Raw genomic sequence first — 18,165 nt, forward strand, 5'->3', positions numbered from 1 at the left:
TAATACACCACGAGGTAAGTGAATACCTTTTGTCCGTACAATATTCTCCGAATTGTTTGGCGTTTCTTTCTGCTTTTCTACCTGCTCCGCAGGTTCTTCTTTAGTTACCGACGGAAGTATCGCCGAACGGTATATTACTGGCGATTGCATCATAGCTGTTTTGTTCCTTTTCGGGTATTTCCTCAAAACCGCTTATACGGATATTGCTATCGGGATAAAGTTGTTTTAAAATCTTGCCTGTGAGCAAGTCTTTTTCATAAGTGGTAACACTTTGTTGGTTTTCCGAAAAGGATTGTATGAATGAGCCAATACCTGCGGAGGGTTCAAGGAATTTATCAATGTTCAGACCGCTTTCACGCAAGGTTGCGGAAATTGCATCTATGACCTGTGGAGGTGTATAAAAAGCCGTAAGTACGGAGCTTTTTATATTGTCCACATACCTGCAGTATTGCTTTTCGTCTTCGGAATTTTCTTTGAGTAGCTGGTGTAGTTCCTGCGTAATCGGGAAAAGGTCGTGTTCCGTTTTTCTCCAATTATTGATGTCTATTTCGTTTTCTATGGGGTTTAGTAAGAATTTAAGACCGCCAAATCCGCTGTATTGCATCATTAGCAGTCTTTCATCTACGGTGGCTTTTCGGTTCTCCTTTTCTAGTTTAAAAGCAATTCGCAGGGCATCAATGTTCTGTTGGAGATGTTGTTTTTTACTGAAGCCCATTCTCCTCAATCCATATTGTGATGGTTCCGGTTATTTCCGTATAGAGCAGATCAAGCTCATAATCGTATGCGAAATCATCAGTTAATTCATAGCTGGAAAAAATAGGCTCACAAACAGAGAACATTTTCAAGGCAAATGGTCGCAGTTCCTCGTCTGCCATTATGGTATCAAATTCATTGCATATCACCTGAAAAATGGTATCGAATTTGGAGAAGTGTAGGTTTTCAAAAAGAATGTAGTTTGCATATTGCTCACATTGTTCAATGTTGTTTCCTGCCTGAAAAGCACTTTCATTGGCATTGGCAACCCACGAAGAACGTTGCTCAATAAATTTTTGGTCATTTGCTTTTTCGGGGAAGCTGGTATTTAATAATTCTTGCAGTCGTAATCTGAAATACGATAGGTCTTTTTGTTGTGTATTCATACTATAATTTTGTTTAGAATTTTACTTGAAGCCTAAAATTATAGCAGTAGATAAGCCCCTTTACAGAAGTGGCAGGGTTTGGCTTTGAGAGGCTGGATTTGACGTAATGGGCAATAAAAAAACCTCTGAAAGTTCAGAGGTTCGTGCTATGGGTTGTTTAAGATTTGAAGCATCCTACCGACTTCAATATCCATTCTCGAAAAGGCAAACCATTTTTTGCCCAGGTCTTTCAGTGATGCTCCGATATGGTAGAGTTCCGTATCGTCAATAATTAAAAAGCGGTCGTGAGCATCGGAAAAAATCTCAATTTCAATTGGAGGGTATTGGCTGTTGTACCGTTGTACATCCAGCCTTAGCTGGTTGCCGATATTTTTGGTATAGATAGTGGCAGTTACGGCATCGCCACGTTTACCCAATAAGGTCAGTACCGTATCATCTACATAATTATCCAAAAGGATAATGGAACTTTCGGCACTTCGGATAATATCGGAAACAAAGGTATAGGCATCAAAAATCTGCCCGTTATAGAAAATACCTTTTTCGCTGTGGAGCTTGTCGCTTTCCAAAGCCTTAAAAATCTCTTCAAATTTTTGGTCAGCTTCTAATTGCTTTAGCTCAATTTTACCCAAACGATGAAACAAAGAAGCATTGCTGATAAGCATTCTACGCATTTCTACAAAGGCTTCCATAATTTCAACACTGACTTTAACAGCAACATCTGAACGGAGTATAGCAGAAGCCATTGCAACCCCTTGTTCGGTAAAAACATAGGGCAAATAACGTCTTCCGCCGTAACTCAAACTTGAGGTTCCAATTTGGAACCTCAAGTTTTCAACTTCCTCTTCGGTCAGTTGAAAGCAAAAAGAAACGGGAAATCTTTCAATATTTCTTTTTACGGCTTTGTTGAGGTTCTTTGTTTCCACCTGATATAAGGAAGCGAGATTGCTATCCAGCATCACTTGCTTGCCGCGTATGGTATAAATCAGGTTCTTGATTTCCATCGGGCTAATGGTAGGCTTATTTTCCATTACTTTTTGTAGCTTTTATTTTTATCAAACTCAAATGAGGTTGTACAATCCTCTTTCAATACGATATAGGCATCGAATTTCTTACCTGCCTTGCTTTTCATTCCTTTGATGAGTGAAGTTTTCTTTTTATTGATAAGGCTTTCAATATCGGCTATGCCGATTTGTACGCCACACACATTGCGGAACTGTACCCAACTACAAACCTCATCGGGACACTTCACGATTTTATCACGGATAATGAGTTGCTGGCTTTTGCATTTCGGGCAAGCCAATTTAGGCAGGTTGTTTTGGGCAATGGAAGTTTGCAACAATTCATTGGTAATAGATGAAGCATAATGTTCCATTTCCTTTTGAAATGCCCCTGCATCGGCTTCGTTGTTTTCGATTTTCTGCAAAGCCAATTCCCATTCGGCGGTCATTGCCACATCCGAAATTTTGCGGTCTTTGACCAATTCGTACACCTGCAATCCTTTTTCGGTAGGGATTAAGGATTTCTTTTCCCGTTGGATATAATTGCGGGTAAACAGGGTTTCGATTATTGCGGCTCTTGTAGCCGGAGTGCCAATACCGATATTTTGTAAAACCTTGCGCTCGTCTTCATTTTCGATTTCCTTCCCAGCAGTTTCCATAGCCGACAAAAGCCCTGCTTCAGTATAAAGCACAGGCGGTTTGGTTTTCTTTTCCAAAACGGAGGCTTCTTTTATTTTGAGTTCATCGCCCTTTTTCAGTTCAGGCAAATCTTGTATAGGTTCGGTATCATCGTCCGAAAAACTTCCTTTAATGGAACGCCAACCAGCTTCCGTAACCTTACTACCTTTTACGGTAAAATCATAATGCAATACTTGTAAACCGACATCAGTTATCTCTTTGATACAGGCTTGTGAAAGGGCTTCGAGCAATCGAAAGGCAATCATATCGTAAATGGCATTTTCCTTTGCGTTCAGTGCTGACGGGATTTTGTCTGTAACCAATAATCCGTGGTGATCGGTAACCCGTAAATCGTTCACGATACGTTTACAGAAACGTCCCCATTTCATTTTTGACACGCCTTGTTTACAGGTTTCTCTGTCCTGCAAAGCCCTCACGAGTTTGGGAATTTCTGCCCACATATCTTCAGGAATGTATTTGCTTCCAGTACGTGGATAAGTGATAAACTTCTTTTCGTAAAGACTTTGAGCAATATTGAGGGTTTCTTCGGCAGAAAGGTTCAGCTTTTTGTTGGCTTCCTTTTGCAAGCCAGTCAGATCGAACAATAAAGGCGGTTGTTCTGTAACGCTTTTGGTTTCTACCGATATAACTGTTGCAGTTTCGCTTCGCTGAATGGCTTTCAGCGTATCATTGGCGAGTTTTTGGTCTTCCCATTTAGATTTGGAAAGACTTTTAAAGTCTATTAGATCCTTATTGTGTAATAGCTGTATTTGCCAATAATTTTTCACTGTGAAAACTTTGTTCACCATATACCGCTTGCATATCAGAGCCAGTGTAGGTGTCTGCACTCTTCCAAGCGAATAGATACCATTGTCTGCGGCTATGGAAAGTGCTTGTGTAGCATTAATGCCTACGAGCCAATCGGCACGGCTTCTGCCTTGTGCCGCTTGATACAAGCCGTCAAACTCTTTTCCGTCTTTCAGGTTATCAAAACCTTGTTTTATTGCCTTTTCGGTAAGTGAACTTATCCAAAGGCGTTCAAAAGGTTTGTTGCATTTGAGGTATTCGTAGATATAGCGAAATATCAGTTCGCCCTCACGTCCTGCATCGGTAGCCACAATAATTCTGTGACTACGATTAAAAAGCTGTTCGATAACTTTCAGTTGCTTTAATGCTCCTGTATCAGTGGTATAGCCTTTTTCTTTTTTAACCTTGCGAACGGTCAATAAAAATGGGTTGGGTAATATGGGCAGAGATGCTTTATTAAATCCTGAGATCCCATAATCTTCGGGCATTCCCAATCCTATAAGATGTCCGAATGCCCACGTAACAAAATAGCCGTTACCTGTAAGGTAGCCGTCTTTTTTATCAGATGCACCCACAAGTCCAGCTATTTCTTTTGCTACGCTTGGTTTTTCTGCAATAATTGTTTTCATAATTGATTACCTTTTTACGCCTTTGGACTTTGCAGGAGCTTTGGGCTTTTCCTGTTGTTCCTGCTGCTGTTTGTTTTTCGGGTTTTGTTGCCCCGACTTCAAAGGCTCGTTGATGTTTTTGGTTGCTTCGTTGGTTTTACCCTCTGAATTAACGGCAGTTTGCGTTTTATGGACTTCGGTAGGTTTTGCTTGTGCTTTAACCTGGCTTGGAAATTGGAAGTTTATTTTTCCAGTTTCTGCATTGAAAGTGATATAACCTTGATACGGTTGCCCTTTTTTATCTTTCAATCCGTCAATGTAAACGGTTTGGCCAGCTTTGAAATCCTTATGTTGCTCATCAGTCAATTCTTTACCTCTGAATGTTTTTGGAGCTTCCTGCGACTGACTTTGCTGGTTGGTTCGTTGATTGTTCTGTCCATTGCTTTGCGTTTGTCTATTGGAATTATTACGGTCAAAAAGAAACTCCACATAGCGTTTGTCTGCATTGAACTGTACCGTTGCTGAAAATTCTGTTCCTTTCGTGGAAATCATACCCTCTAACTTTAGCGGCTTCCCCTCCATTAAAGTTTGTTTCTGTACATCATTCGGTTTTATGCCCTTAATTTCATCGGGAATTTTTATGAAATCCGTTCGTAATGCAATTACATCGTTTGTCAGCCTATCTATACTGATAATGGATGGCATTAGGTCGCCTGTTTTGGAATTGGTCAGATTAACCACACGCCCCATATTGCCCGTTTCGAGCAGGTTTTTCTTGTCCTCCTCAGTAAACTTATGTCCGAAAAATTCAAAATGCAGGTTGGGTTCTTTTTTTATGCCGTGTATTCCCACCACAACTTTCCCGTCTTCTGCTTGCTGTAAAGACAAACGGGCATCTGTTCGGAGGATAGTACCACCGAGGTTAACACCAATCGGTACGAGTTCATTGGTTTTATAACCTTTCAATAAAGGTTCAAGTAGGTTTCTTTTTTCAAGGTATTCTTTGCTTAATCCAAGATTGGTCATAGTGTCCCAATCAATCTGTTCTGGTTTGTAGCGGTATTCGCTGGCTTCCGATGTTGTTGTTTGTGTTGTTGCCATATCATTTTTATTTTCTTGTTTTTTATCCTGTGATGGTTGTGCTTTTACTTCGTGTTCTTCCATCACTTTTTCACCTTCTGGAGTTGGCTTATCCACTTGTTTTTGCATTTCCTGTGCTTTTTCAACAGCAACAGGTGCAGGCACTTTGAAGAAAGTGAAGTTTGTAGGGTTCTTTAACTGGCTGAAAAAATTGGAGAAGAAGTTGGAAAAGAAATCACCACTTTTATCTATACGCATAAATTGATTTTGGTTTCTCTTTGTGGGATCAACGGTTTCTATTTTTCCGTTTTCGTCAATACTTTTTACGGCTTGGATTTTCATTTTCTCTTTATCCAGCACCAGTAATATGTCCGAAAGCTGTTCGGGCATATCCTGTTTTTTTGTGGTTTCTTCGCTCATAATCTGAAAAATTTTAAAATTCGATGTCGAAAGTAAAGGAAGTGTTCACTGCATTGCACTAATTGGCATTCAAAGGCAGTGTTTGTCACTTACTGGCGTTCAGTTTAGTTGTAGGAGGATTAAAACTTTCCCGGATAAACTGATGTACATCGGACAACTTATAATACAGTTTTCCGCTTATTGTGTAATAAGGAAGTTTCCCAATGGAGCGATACCGTTGCAGGGAACGATTGCTAATTTTCAGCATTTGAAGTAAATCTTGATTATCGAGCAGCTCTTCACCGTCTATACTATTGCGTTTCTTTTGCAACTCGTCTATATTGTCACCCAACATATCGAGGCGACCCATCAGCCGATCCATCCAAGCCAAAAATTCCATTCTGTCAATATTCATAGGACAATATTTTTAAGGGTTCATACCTGTTTTTTATCTGCCTTTAGTTTTCTGCCTTTTTCGATATAACTTTTACCTTTTACCATAAGCTCTTGTACATACTCGTCACTACTCTGTATGGCATTGGCATTAAGCAAATCCTTAATTGCTCCAATGGTGTAGAAATACTGACCATACATTTTTGAATAAGCTATCTCACCTTTAGTTCGCATTCGCCATAAGGTTTTCTCGCTGATGTGCAGGTATTGGCATATCTCGTGGTTATTGAGCCACAGGTCATCATAACTTTTGTCTTCCTGTCTTTTTAAATAGTCTGCAATGGCGTTGATACGGCTGTTGAGCTGTTGCCATGCTTCTTCTTCAATAGTTATTATTTTCATTGCACAGTATTTAAAGTTCACTATGCAAAATTGTGAAAAGTGGTAATGTTTGTCTGCCAATCTTAACCCATTGGTTTGGCGGTTTTTTGAAAATTTTCACAATCGCAGAAAACACTTTTCTAATAAGAGTTTTAAAGCATTTGAGATATTTTGCAATAACGTTTTGATACTGTTTGCCAATTGGCAGATATGGGCAAAGAAAAAGCAGCACATTTTGTGTACTGCTTGTAAACTGCTTTGTTGATGTAGTTAAAGATCTTTATCCATGTATTCTTCCAATGAAGTTTTAAGTTGGTCTAAAAATGCCGTTCGGGAGCCACTTCGGGTTTTCATTCGGTGGAAAGAGTGATGTATATCGTTTAAAGGAGTTCGGAATAACACCTGAAAAATCAAAGCTAATTTCCGAATGCCTACTTTTCCGTATGCAATGGAGTTTGAGGCATATAGGGCGTATATCAGTTCGATAAGCGCATTTTGAGAGTTTGTCCACGAAATATCCTTGTTAGCATCTAAATTCTGCAAAATCGTATCAGGATTTTCTTCGGGATTGATTTTAGTAAGCACATAGGTATAAAGTAACTCATTCGCCACAATGTGGGCTATCTTGTTATCAAAATATGTTGAAAAGCTAAGATCAATTTCAAATACGGCGCTCTTTAAACCATCATGATAGTTGATTTGCCCGAGCCTGAAATAACTGTGGTCTCGGTCTGTTCTGCCAGCACGATAATACCTGTAAAAATCTTCATTGCAAATACTCTCTTTATATTCTGATTTGAGACTTTTTAATAGATTTTCATAATAGCTTTGATGTATTTTACCATTGCTCACGGGGCAGGTTGTTTCGATGCGGAAGACTTTGTTATAGTAAATAAGCTTCCCTAAGATGTTTGGTTTAATGTTCTTGAAAAAATCAATCTCCTGCTGCTCATTAGTAAATCCAGCCCGTAAGATTTGGGATTTTATTTCATATAGCATTTCCTTTAGAAACAAGGTCATTTGATAAGCTTCTTCAGGTATTTGCATCATTTGAGAAGAAAGTTTATCTTCCTGATGCTGAATTTGCGTTAATATTTTATTCAACACGATTTCCATAGCATAATCTTTTAGAGGTTCTTACTATTTGTTCAGAGTTGCAACTATTATTAAATATGTCAAAATTTGGAAATAATAATGAAACCAATATCACAGATTACCCCCTATGGGGGAATTTTTATTTGTAGATAGGGGTACAAAAAAGGGTAAAGTAATAATATACCTTACCCAACTATTTAGTAGATTTGCATTAATGATTTACAAGGTAATCAAATGAAAGCGAGTGCAGTAAGCACCATTACTAAATCGTTACCGATAGAGTTTCCACTCTTGTAAACTACTCTTTATTAGCCGCTTTGGGCTTTACTAATTTTTTTCCGTAAAAAAAGGTTCTGTTGGCACAATCTGAATTTGGCTTTCGTAAAGAACCTCGTCCAGAAGATCTCAGATTTCTGACTCAGGAAACCCTGGAAAAATAGTGAAAAACGGCTCAAGATTTAGTATCCTGAGCCGTTTTTTATTTAAATATAGAATCTAACCGTTACGGTTAACCTATAGAATTTATAATTTATCCAGAAGTTTCTGCTTTTGTTCCGTAAATTCTTCATTTGTAAGAATTCCACTCTCCTTCAGTTTTCCAAGCCTCTCTAAAAGTTCAAAAATAGAATCTTTAGAAACCTCTATAATTTCCTCTCCTTTAAGAAAGGTGTTAACTGTTTTACAAAACTGATCTGCAAAATAAGGATCACTCTTTTCAAACATATATTTCTGTTCTTCGGTAGCCAATTCAATAATTTTCTGAGAATCCACATATTGTATCAGCGTAATTTTTTCATGCGGAATCACTTCTATAAAGTCTAAACTAAGACCTTTAAAAATAATACGGCGATCTGTTGAAAAAAGAAGACCAGCCGTTCTATCAAGCAGCCCATCTATAATATGAATCATTTTTTCATCTTCCATCAGGATATCCGAAAGCTGTTCTATATCTTCTGATGCCCATCACAATAGATCCGGATTAATATATTTGATTTGATACTTTATATTTTGCATAATGAAATAATCGGGAATATTATATTTTACTAAATAGTTTAGCTTTTTCTTGTAAAAATTCCTCCTCTGTCAGAATATTGCTCTGCGTCAATTTTCCAAGTCTTTCTACTAGGTCCAGAATTGCGGTGACTTCAGTAGTATTTATTTTTCTAGAATTATTGATAAGCTGACGTACAGCTTCACAAAAGGGTAATCCATATTGAGGATGATCCAATGTAATTTCAATTACTTTTGAGGAAATAGTGACTGTTATTATATTAGTTAAAGGCGAAAAATCAATTGAACTCATATCTTCAAGAGCAACAACTTCTTTAAATATGATGTCATCAGTTCCGGCATCAATGAAAATCAATCTTTTATCTGTAGAAACAAAAGTTCCATACCCTCGTTGACGGTGTTTTCCAAAAACAATATGAATAAGTTTATCTTCCTGAACGGTTTCAAAAATATCCCATAAAGCAGACCCTGAATAATCAGAAAGACTAGGATTGATTTTGAGTACATCAGTTTTAAACTGACGAACATCCCTCTCTTTCTTTAATAATCTTTTGGCTTGATGTACACTGAACTGACTGCTGTTTAAAGAGAATCTACGGTATACCTTATCCAGTTTAGATTTACAATCACTGCAAATTTCAACATTATTTAAAAGTATTCCGGAGTTCAGGGAAACTATACTTTCGCAAATGGCGCAACTACTCATTTTTTTTAAATTAGTCTTTTAAAGTTGTTCCAGTATTTTTTTCTTTTGTTCAGTAAATTCGGTGCCAGTAATCACCCCATTCTGTCTGAAGCTACCAAGTCTTTCCAAAATATCAAAAAGCGATGGCTCATTATTATTGTGGAAAGACCGGGCTTCGGTAAGTTTTTTATCTTTTACAAGTTCTATTTGTTTTTCTATTTCAGCGAAACACTTTTCAGCTTCATTGAGAACATCTGAAAAATTAAAAATATTTTCGGAAGTAGTGACTTTTATATGACTCATTTCAGCTACTAGATCTACCGAAATTATTTCATTATAATCAATTATTTCAGGAAGTTTGATCTCTAAATCTGCTCCCATAAACATAAGTCTTCGATCTGTTACAACTAAAACACCAAAATTATTACTATAGACTGCATTTGAAGCATGTACAATATTTTCATTATCCCAAAGGACATTAAACAATTTCTTAATTGCTGAATTTTGAGATAAAAGAACATTATACTTTTCTACAAGTTGGTTGCTAAACTTTTCAAACCTTATTCCTTTGGCCAACAGTTCCTGAACTTGAAAAGAACTATAGTTTTGAAATGATCCGGTATGAAAAACATCTATAATTTTAAGAATATCCCTTGTTTTTGCGCCGCAGCCATTGCATAGATAAGTGTTATCTGCCAACTCTTCTGTTGCAGAAAAAAAGCCGGATACATTTTTTAGTGAGACTAAACAACCTATACAATTTTCCATAATGGGGTTTAGCTTTACTGTTCTCTTATCCTAAGAACTCATCCAAAGAAACAGTTTTCTGTTCTCCGGCTTCAAGATCTTTGAAGGTAACCGTACCATTTTTGATTTCCTCTTCGCCTAAGAAAACAAGGTGCTTAATTCCTTTTTTCTCTGCGTAAGTAAATTGTTTGTTGATTTTTGCATTTTCAGGATACAATTCTGCTGAAATACCTTTTGATCTCAGTTTCATGATTAATTTCAGAGCTTCTATAGTTTCTTCACCTCCGAAATTAGCAAACAGATATTCTATTTTAGAAGAAGCTTCTTCAGGGAAAAGATTCAATTCTTCCATGACCAGATAAATTCTGTCTAGTCCGAATGAAATACCAATTCCCGGGATATTTTTCACCCCAAACACTTCTGTAAGGTTGTCATATCTACCACCGCCTCCAATAGAGCCCATAGCCACCTCATCTGCTTTCACTTCGAAAATGGCTCCGGTATAATAATCAAGACCTCTTGCCAAAGTAATGTTGAATACTAGATTCTGCATATCAACACCAAGGTTCATAGATTGTGTAAGAACGAATTCCAACTCTTCTACTCCTTGTAGCCCGATCTCATTACCTGCAAATTTTTCTTTTAGTTGAAGAAGGTTTTCCAGAGCATCGTCAGACTGGCTGAATAAGAAGTCTAGTTTATCAATAGATTCCTGAGAGATTTCTCTTTCTAATAATTCTTTAACAACTCCTTCTTTTCCAATTTTATCCAACTTATCTAAAGCTACTGTAAAATCAATCAGTTTATCTGTAATTCCTGCATATTCAGCTAATCCGGAAAGGATCTTTCTGTTGTTCATATGAATGGTAACAGGTACTTTCAAATCAGCAAATGATTTTAGATATAATTGAACCAGATCCACTTCCTGCAATAAGCTTTCGCTTCCTACGACGTCTGCATCACACTGATAAAATTCTCTGTATCTTCCTTTCTGAGGTCTGTCTGCTCTCCATACCGGCTGAATCTGGAAACGTTTGAATGGAAATGTTAATTTCCCATGATTCATCGCTACAAATCTTGCAAAAGGTACGGTAAGGTCATAACGAAGCGCTTTATCAGTTAAAACTTCTGAACTGAAAGGTTTCTCCAATGCTCTTTGAAAATCATGAAGCATTTGATGTTTTTTATCATCCTTTGCCTCATTAATGCTTGAATTAAGGATTTTAAAAATCAAGCGATCTCCTTCTTCTCCGTACTTTCCTGTTAAAGTAGAAAGATTTTCAAAGCTTGGTGTTTCCAATGGCTGAAATCCAAATAACTCAAAGTTATTCTGTAGAATATTAATGATATATTTTCTTCTGGAAACTTCCTGTGCTGTAAAATCTCTCGTTCCTTTTGCTAAACTTGGCTTCATTTATTGTATGTCATTTTGATAAGTACAAAAGTACGGAATTGCAAGGAATTTTACACAGTATAAAAAAGCTGAAGAAGCAATCTTCCTCAGCTTTCAGAGTTGATAGGATCATTTATTCCGAAAAATCAGACACTTTCAAGGATTTCCAGTATTTCTTCACCATAATTTTCAATCTTATGTTTTCCGAATCCTTTGATCTCCAGCAGTTCTTCTTTTCTGGCAGGTTTATACTTGGCTACAGACATCAGCTCTTTGTTGCTTGCTATGAAGTAAGTAGGCAGATTTTGTTCTATCGCTTTCTCCGATCTCCAAAGTTTCAGGGCATCTAGAATCTTTTCTTCATCGGGATTCAGGAAGTCACTATCCGCAGAGTATTTAACAACCTTTGGTTCTTTCACTGTATTTTTGACTAATTTAAGTTCCTCAAAATACAGGATCACAGACCAATAACATTCGTCATTTACAAAAGCAGTCTCCACTTTTATAATCTCATTTCCTTCCAGAAAATCATCAAGCATTTTCTGATCTTTGTAGAGAAATTCTTCAGGAAGCCTGATCTTAAAAACTTTTACTTTCATCATTTGGGTTTTTAGAATTATTTACCTCCCAACAATAGGATCTCGTCTACTCTAATTTCCGTAATGTAACGCTTTACACCATCCTTATCATCATAAGATCTGTACGTAAGCTTACCTTCAATGGCAATTTCTTTTCCTTTAGGAACATACTTTTCCATAATTTCTGCAACTTTCCCGAAAGCAATCAGATTATGCCATTGCGTTTCTTCCACTTTCTCACCTTTAGCATTGGTGTAATGATCGCTTGTAGCTAAAGATACACTTGCTTTTACATTTCCGTTTTCGAAGTTTACCATTTCAACTTCTTTACCTGTGTAACCAATTAATGTTACTTTGTTTCTTAGTGACATAACTTTTAGATTTTAATGATTAATATTTCAGATAAGAGACGTTCACTTCTTTCTCAAATCTCTGTTGCAAAGTTTGCGATATCCCCATAAGTCAGTCGGTTATAAACTATTTAAATTCGTTTGTAGTCGTTTGTGGTCGTATCAATAAAATTAAAATTGTTAAGCAGTAATTATTTTTTAGAGTAAAAAATACTGACCTATTTTGAAAAATAAAAAGTGACGAAATAAAATAAGGCAAGAATGATAAATTTTAATTTTGCTTATAAAATATTGATAATCGATCCTTTTTTTAGCTATGAATTCTTTTTATTCATGAATTCGTGGCTTTTTATTGAGATTTAAATTAATTTTGTATGCTGTTTATGAGTAAGGAAGAACGGTGACGATTTTTGAATATAAAGAAATGAGTATATGAAGAAGCTGGAGATTAAAAAGAATATTCAGAAAGAAGAAGATAAAAATCTTTCATTTCGGGTTTTTGATTTATCCAATGATTATTTGAAAGATTATGGGAAGCCTCACAAAAAGGATCATTTTTTTATTATTGTTATTGAAGACGGGACATTACATCTTCATATTGAGGATAAAATTCATTTCTTGAAGCCCGGAAAAATATCAGTAGTATTTCCTGAACAGGTTCATTTTATTTCTGATATAAGCGATGATCTGAAAGGAAAAATCATTTTGTTTGAAGAAATACTTTTCTGTTCGGATATTTTGAAGAATGAACTTAGTACTTATAATGTCAATCTTTCCACACAGCTTCATTGTACCGTTTTATCTCCTGAAGACTTTCAACAGAGCTTATACTTGATTTCCATCATTCAAGGAATTTATGAGCAGCCAAGTCTTATCAAAAAAGAACAGGCAAGATTTCAGATCAAAATTTTTCTGTTAGGTTTAATTGAATCTGTTCACGGACTGCATCCCATCTTGCATAAAGAAACAGCAGACAAACCCATTTATGTTCGTTTTAAAAAATTACTGAATGAGCATTATAAACAATACAGAACGGTTCAATATTATGCTGATGAACTGGCTATTACGACGAAGAAATTAAATTCAATCACAAAAAAACATTGTGGAGAAACAGCTATTCAGGCCATTCACACCCGGATTTTAATGGAGATTAAACGACAATTGATGTTTTCAGATCTTTCTCATAAGGAAATTGCTTTTGACCTTGGTTTCAACTCTCCTTCTGCACTTAACAAATTCGTAAAATCAAAACTGAAGGAAACTCCTACTGCTCTTCAACAGGAATTGGCGCAAATGTATAACACATAATCCTGTTTGTATAACATCTTCCGCTTGGGCTTCTCTAATTTTGTCTCATTAAAAAATCAAACAAAAAAAATGAGCAAATTATTTATTGCAGGAGAGGTATTCCATGGTGCCGGAAGTCTTTCAGAATTAGCCAATATTAAAGGTAAAAAAGCTGTAATTGTAACGGGAGGAAGTTCTATGAGAAAGAGTGGAACTCTTGATAAAGCAGTTGCTTACCTTACAGAAGCTGGAATCGAAACTCAAATTTTCGAAGGTGTAGAAGAAGATCCATCATCAGCAACATGTTTAAAAGGGGCTGAAATGATGAAAACATTTGAGCCGGATTGGGTTATCGGATTAGGTGGCTGTTCTGCCATTGATGCAGCCAAAATCATGTGGGTATTTTATGAATATCCTGATGCCGATTTTGATGCTATGATTAAACCTTTCACAGTTCCGGTTTTAAGATATAAAGCGAAGTTTATAGCCATTCCTTCTACAAGTGGTACAGGAACTGAAACAACAGGTCTTGCTGTAATTACAGACAGAGAAAAAGGAGTAAAATACCCAATCGTTTCTTATGAATTAACACCTGATATTGCGATTGTAGATGGAGAAATATGTGCTTCAATGCCTGCGCACGTGACATCCAATACGGGTCTTGATGCATTAACACACTGTGTTGAGGCTTTCGTTTCCAATATTGATAATAATATTGCAGATGCGCTTTCAAAAGGTGGTCTTGAGATTGTTTTCAATAACTTGAAAGAAGCGGTAGAAAACCCAAACAATATTACTGCGCGTCAGAACATGCACGATGCTTCTTTTATGGCAGGTTTAGCATTCAATAATGCTTGGCTAGGAATTGTCCACTCGCTATCTCATCAGGTTGGAGCATTGTATGGGATTCCTCATGGTGCTTCCAATGCTATTTTCCTTCCGAACGTTATCCGTTATAATGCTCAGGCTACAGAACGTTACCCTGATTTAGCCAGAGTAATTGGTAAAGAAACAGCTGAAGATCTTGCTCAGGCTATTGAAACGTTACGTTCAGAAGTTAATAATCAATCAGCAATCAAAGAATTCGGAATTTCAAGAGAGGATTGGGATCAAAACATTGATTATATTACAGCCAACGCACTGGCAGATCCTTGTACCGGCTTTAATCCTAGAGTTCCTTCTTTAGATGAACTAAAGGCTATTTATAATGCTTGTTATGAAGGTCTTGTTTATAGTGAGGAATTGGTTTTAGGATAATATTTAAATTTTAGCGTTAAAAAGCAGGAACCTATTTTGAGTTCCTGCTTTTGCTATTTAACCAAAAGATCCTAAGGTTATATTTTTTCACATTCAATAATACTTTTAGCTTCTGTACCAATATCAATAAAACGGGTAAAATGCAAGCCTGCTTCCTCTATGAGTGTTTTAAATTCACTTAGCGTTCTTTCCCTTCCTGTGAGGCATGACAGCATTACAATATCTAAAACTTTAGCAACATGAGGTTTATTTCTGGAATCATCCGGAATTACAGCATCTATAATGAGTAATTTTCCTCCTTTAGGCATTGCATCATAACAGACTTTCAGTATCTGTATACACTCTTTATCACTCCAATCATGCATAATCCATTTCATAGTATACAGGTCTGCACCCTCTGGAGCTTTATCAAAAAAGCTGCCTATACTCACGGAACATCTGTCTTTTAAATTTTCCGGGATCAGAGAAGCTGTTACCTGTATAACATTAGCTTCATCAAAAATAATTCCTGAACTGTGAGGATATGCATTGAGAATAGCATATATCATGACTCCATTTCCACCTCCTATATCCACAATTGTTTGATAAGAGCTAAAATCATAAGTATTCATAATTCCTTCCAATTCCATTCCGGACATCCCGGTCATTCCCTTCCCAAAATTGATTCCAGCCTCGGGATTTCTTTTATAGTATTCCCAAACACCTACTCCATGAACGTGTTCAAAAGGAATTTTCCCGGTCTTTGCATTATATGTTAATTCCATGTAAGTAGGAAAATGCTCGCCAAGAATTGTTAGAACAAAATTCTTAGCTGTACCCGGTACATCGGTTTGTAAAGCGGCTCCAAAGTCATTCAATGCAAATTTTTTGTCTTCCAGTTCTTCAAAAATTCCTACACTACTTAATGCTCTCATAATTCTGTAGAGACTTTTTTCGTCAGATTTTGTCTTTCCTGCCAAGGAATAAATTGTCTGCTCTCCTTCTGCCAGGTGATCTGCAATATTTAATTCAGCTGCTGTTTTTACGCAACCGGCAATCCAAACGCCTCCTAACACTTCAAACATCTTTAAAGTAAACTCTGGTTTAATGCTTTGTTTTTTCATGGTAATAGTTTTTTTAAAAATTAATCTTCAATATAAAATTATGATTAAGTTATTCATAAAATTACATTAAAAATAAATGCTCTCAATAAATAAATCAAAATAAAATGAATTACATAGCAAAAGATATCTATCTAATTTTTTCATTTTTAAAAAGGCTTTCTCCTCTTTCAATACTATCCATTTACAAACGGATAATTCTGTATCTTTGTTCTATCTTGGATAAAACCAATGCATTTTGCAGAAAATCAATGATAAAAAGTAAAGAAGACAAGTACATGAAGAAGACCATAAAAAGAACGTTCAGAGTCTCAAAATATGTAATCTATAAAGAAACCTTGGTTGATTACAAGGAGCATTTCTGGTCGTTCTTAGGTGCTTTTTTCGGAATTGGTTTAATTGCTTTTATCCAGTCTCATTCTTTAGCGGAGACTGAGAATATATTCCTGATCGGTTCTTTTGGCGCCTCCAGTGTTTTGATTTATGGGGCTATCCAAAGTCCACTGGCTCAGCCAAGAAATCTGGTAGGCGGGCACGTTCTTTCTGCATTGGTTGGCGTTACAGTCTTTAAGATTGTTCCGGATATCATATGGCTTTCGGCTCCTTTGGCTGTGGCTTTTTCCATAGTTCTGATGCAGTATACCAAAACTCTGCATCCACCGGGTGGAGCAACAGCTCTTATTGCGGTAAGCTCTACCGGGAAAATTCCGGAATTAGGATATTGGTATGTTATCTCTCCGGTTCTTTCGGGGTGTATTATCCTGTTGCTTGTGGCTTTGTTTTTCAACAATATAACGCCCAATAGAAGTTATCCTTCACACAGCAGGTTTATAAGATTGTTAAGAAAAAAACATGCTCATGGACACAAAGTGAAAAAATAAAAATTATGAATTGTCTGGAATGTGGCGAAAAAATTATCGGAAGGTCTGATAAAAAATTCTGCAATGATGCCTGCCGAAACGCTTACAACAATAAGCAGAACAAAGATTCTACAAATCTGATGCGGAATATCAATAACAAACTCCGCAAAAATTACAGGATCCTGACGGAAGTAAATATTGATGGGAAAACAAAGGTTTCCAAATCCAAATTAGAAAATCTGGGCTTTGACTTTGATTATTTCACCAATATAAAGGTTTATAAAAACGGTTCTGAGTACAAGTTTATTTATGATTACGGCTATAAACTTTTAGAAGAGGACTTTGTTTTGATTGTTAAAAATCAAGTATAGTTATACCCCACCACTACAAAATAGATCAGTATGAAAGAAGTTGTTTTGATTACCGGCGCAAATGGCCTGATTGCAAAGGAACTTGCAAAAAAAATAGGGAGTGAATTCGAGGTAAGATTTCTTACCCGGAAAAAGAGACAAGCAAATGAATATGAATGGGATCTTAAAAAAGGAACCATTGATGAATCGGCTTTGGAAAATGTTTCTCACATCATTCACCTGGCGGGCGCTAATATTTCAGAAAAGCGCTGGACAGCAGAAAGAAAAAAAGAGCTGATTGCCAGCAGAGTAGATTCGGCCACATTATTACGAAATACTTTAAGAAAAAAAGAGGTTAAGCTAAAATCTTTTATCTCTGCATCCGGTATTAATTTTTATGGAACCCTGACTACAGAAAAAATATATTCCGAAAACGATCCACCAGGACATGACTTTCTCAGTGAAGTTGTGGTCTTATGGGAAAGAGCTGCTGATCATTTTAAAGAACAAAACCTTGCAGACAGAATCGTCAAAATACGTACTGCCGTTGTTCTTTCTGAAAAAGAAGGAGCATTAAAGAAAATGCTTCCCCCGATACAATATGGCTTTGGTTCTGCTTTGGGTAGCGGTAAACAATATATGCCGTGGATTCATATTGAAGATATTTGTTCTATTTATGAGTTCGCTTTAAAAAACACCAATTTTCATGGTGCTTATAATGCTGTTTCCCCTCAGCATGCTACCAATTCAGATTTAACTAAAAAGATTGCTGAGGTCCTGAAAAAACCACTTTTTATGCCCAATGTTCCTGCTTTTATTTTAAAAATAGTATTTGGTGAACTCGCAAACGCTATATTGGAAGGATCCAGAGCTTCTTCACAGAAAATTCAGAATGCCGGTTTTCAATTTAAATTTCCGGATTTGCATCAGTCCTTGAATAATTTGCTGCAAAAAGATAGTTAATTCTGT

Annotated in this window: 20 protein-coding genes; 5 read left to right on the plus strand and 15 right to left on the minus strand. The window is 36.5% G+C overall.

Annotated elements, in window-relative coordinates; genetic code table 11:
- Positions 1-100: 100 nt before the first annotated feature.
- The 14 genes from CHSO_RS15045 to CHSO_RS15110 form a co-directional block, all read right to left on the minus strand.
- Positions 101-715 (minus strand): SAM-dependent methyltransferase, encoded by a 615-nt coding sequence (locus CHSO_RS15045; protein ID WP_045497632.1) that lies wholly within the window; start codon positions 713-715, stop codon positions 101-103.
- A complete protein-coding gene (locus CHSO_RS15050) occupies positions 702-1,139 on the minus strand; it encodes a DUF1896 domain-containing protein (RefSeq protein WP_045497635.1) in 438 nt (145 codons plus the stop codon). The genes CHSO_RS15045 and CHSO_RS15050 overlap by 14 nt, the downstream gene beginning before the upstream one ends.
- 146 nt (positions 1,140-1,285) lie before the next feature.
- Positions 1,286-2,167 (minus strand): ORF6N domain-containing protein, encoded by an 882-nt coding sequence (locus tag CHSO_RS15055; RefSeq protein ID WP_045497638.1) that lies wholly within the window; start codon positions 2,165-2,167, stop codon positions 1,286-1,288.
- A complete protein-coding gene (locus CHSO_RS15060; protein ID WP_045497641.1) occupies positions 2,167-4,251 on the minus strand; it encodes a type IA DNA topoisomerase in 2,085 nt (694 codons plus the stop codon). Before CHSO_RS15060 ends, CHSO_RS15055 begins: the two co-directional genes overlap by 1 nt.
- A gap of 6 nt (positions 4,252-4,257) precedes the next feature.
- Positions 4,258-5,730, minus strand: coding sequence for a DUF3945 domain-containing protein (locus CHSO_RS15065; RefSeq protein WP_045497644.1), 1,473 nt, complete (start codon positions 5,728-5,730; stop codon positions 4,258-4,260).
- An 85-nt stretch (positions 5,731-5,815) separates the two neighbouring features.
- A complete protein-coding gene (locus CHSO_RS15070; protein WP_045497647.1) occupies positions 5,816-6,124 on the minus strand; it encodes a helix-turn-helix domain-containing protein in 309 nt (102 codons plus the stop codon).
- Between the two features lie 20 nt (positions 6,125-6,144).
- Positions 6,145-6,504, minus strand: coding sequence for a helix-turn-helix domain-containing protein (locus CHSO_RS15075; RefSeq protein ID WP_045497650.1), 360 nt, complete (start codon positions 6,502-6,504; stop codon positions 6,145-6,147).
- A gap of 249 nt (positions 6,505-6,753) precedes the next feature.
- Entirely contained in the window at positions 6,754-7,599 is an 846-nt protein-coding gene (locus tag CHSO_RS15080; protein WP_045497653.1) for an RteC domain-containing protein, read from the minus strand.
- Positions 7,600-8,100: 501 nt separating this feature from the next.
- Entirely contained in the window at positions 8,101-8,502 is a 402-nt protein-coding gene (locus tag CHSO_RS26140) for an SHOCT domain-containing protein (RefSeq protein ID WP_045497656.1), read from the minus strand.
- 109 nt (positions 8,503-8,611) lie between these two features.
- Positions 8,612-9,295 carry a PH domain-containing protein gene (locus CHSO_RS15090; RefSeq protein ID WP_045497659.1) on the minus strand — a complete coding sequence of 228 codons (684 nt, stop codon included), beginning with the start codon at positions 9,293-9,295 and terminating at the stop codon, positions 8,612-8,614.
- A gap of 18 nt (positions 9,296-9,313) precedes the next feature.
- Entirely contained in the window at positions 9,314-10,042 is a 729-nt protein-coding gene (locus tag CHSO_RS15095; RefSeq protein WP_045497662.1) for a PH domain-containing protein, read from the minus strand.
- 25 nt (positions 10,043-10,067) lie between these two features.
- Entirely contained in the window at positions 10,068-11,435 is a 1,368-nt protein-coding gene (gene hisS / locus CHSO_RS15100) for a histidine--tRNA ligase (protein ID WP_045497665.1), read from the minus strand.
- A gap of 125 nt (positions 11,436-11,560) precedes the next feature.
- Complete coding sequence (locus CHSO_RS15105) at positions 11,561-12,016, minus strand: HRDC domain-containing protein (RefSeq protein WP_232509078.1); 456 nt, start codon at positions 12,014-12,016, stop codon at positions 11,561-11,563.
- A 14-nt stretch (positions 12,017-12,030) separates the two neighbouring features.
- Positions 12,031-12,363 carry a single-stranded DNA-binding protein gene (locus CHSO_RS15110; RefSeq protein WP_045497669.1) on the minus strand — a complete coding sequence of 111 codons (333 nt, stop codon included), beginning with the start codon at positions 12,361-12,363 and terminating at the stop codon, positions 12,031-12,033.
- A gap of 411 nt (positions 12,364-12,774) precedes the next feature.
- Here CHSO_RS15110 and CHSO_RS15115 point away from each other — a divergent pair, with 411 nt between their 5' ends.
- Together CHSO_RS15115 and CHSO_RS15120 are read left to right on the plus strand one after the other, a co-directional pair.
- Entirely contained in the window at positions 12,775-13,650 is an 876-nt protein-coding gene (locus tag CHSO_RS15115) for an AraC family transcriptional regulator (protein WP_045497672.1), read from the plus strand.
- A gap of 69 nt (positions 13,651-13,719) precedes the next feature.
- A complete protein-coding gene (locus CHSO_RS15120) occupies positions 13,720-14,886 on the plus strand; it encodes an iron-containing alcohol dehydrogenase (protein WP_045497675.1) in 1,167 nt (388 codons plus the stop codon).
- A gap of 77 nt (positions 14,887-14,963) precedes the next feature.
- Here the strand turns inward: CHSO_RS15120 and CHSO_RS15125 are convergent, their stop codons facing one another.
- A complete protein-coding gene (locus CHSO_RS15125) occupies positions 14,964-15,989 on the minus strand; it encodes a methyltransferase (RefSeq protein WP_052480608.1) in 1,026 nt (341 codons plus the stop codon).
- A 275-nt stretch (positions 15,990-16,264) separates the two neighbouring features.
- Between CHSO_RS15125 and CHSO_RS15130 the strand changes: the two genes are divergently transcribed.
- From CHSO_RS15130 to CHSO_RS15140, 3 genes are read left to right on the plus strand one after another with little or no spacing between them, the layout of a single operon-like run.
- Entirely contained in the window at positions 16,265-16,867 is a 603-nt protein-coding gene (locus CHSO_RS15130) for an HPP family protein (protein WP_045502639.1), read from the plus strand.
- A gap of 5 nt (positions 16,868-16,872) precedes the next feature.
- Positions 16,873-17,217 carry a hypothetical protein gene (locus CHSO_RS15135; RefSeq protein WP_045497678.1) on the plus strand — a complete coding sequence of 115 codons (345 nt, stop codon included), beginning with the start codon at positions 16,873-16,875 and terminating at the stop codon, positions 17,215-17,217.
- 30 nt (positions 17,218-17,247) lie between these two features.
- Positions 17,248-18,159, plus strand: a complete 912-nt coding sequence (locus CHSO_RS15140) for a TIGR01777 family oxidoreductase (RefSeq protein WP_045497681.1) — start codon at positions 17,248-17,250, stop codon at positions 18,157-18,159.
- The last annotated feature ends 6 nt before the right edge of the window (positions 18,160-18,165 follow it).

This window comes from Chryseobacterium sp. StRB126, from assembly GCF_000829375.1.
Classification (GTDB): domain Bacteria; phylum Bacteroidota; class Bacteroidia; order Flavobacteriales; family Weeksellaceae; genus Chryseobacterium.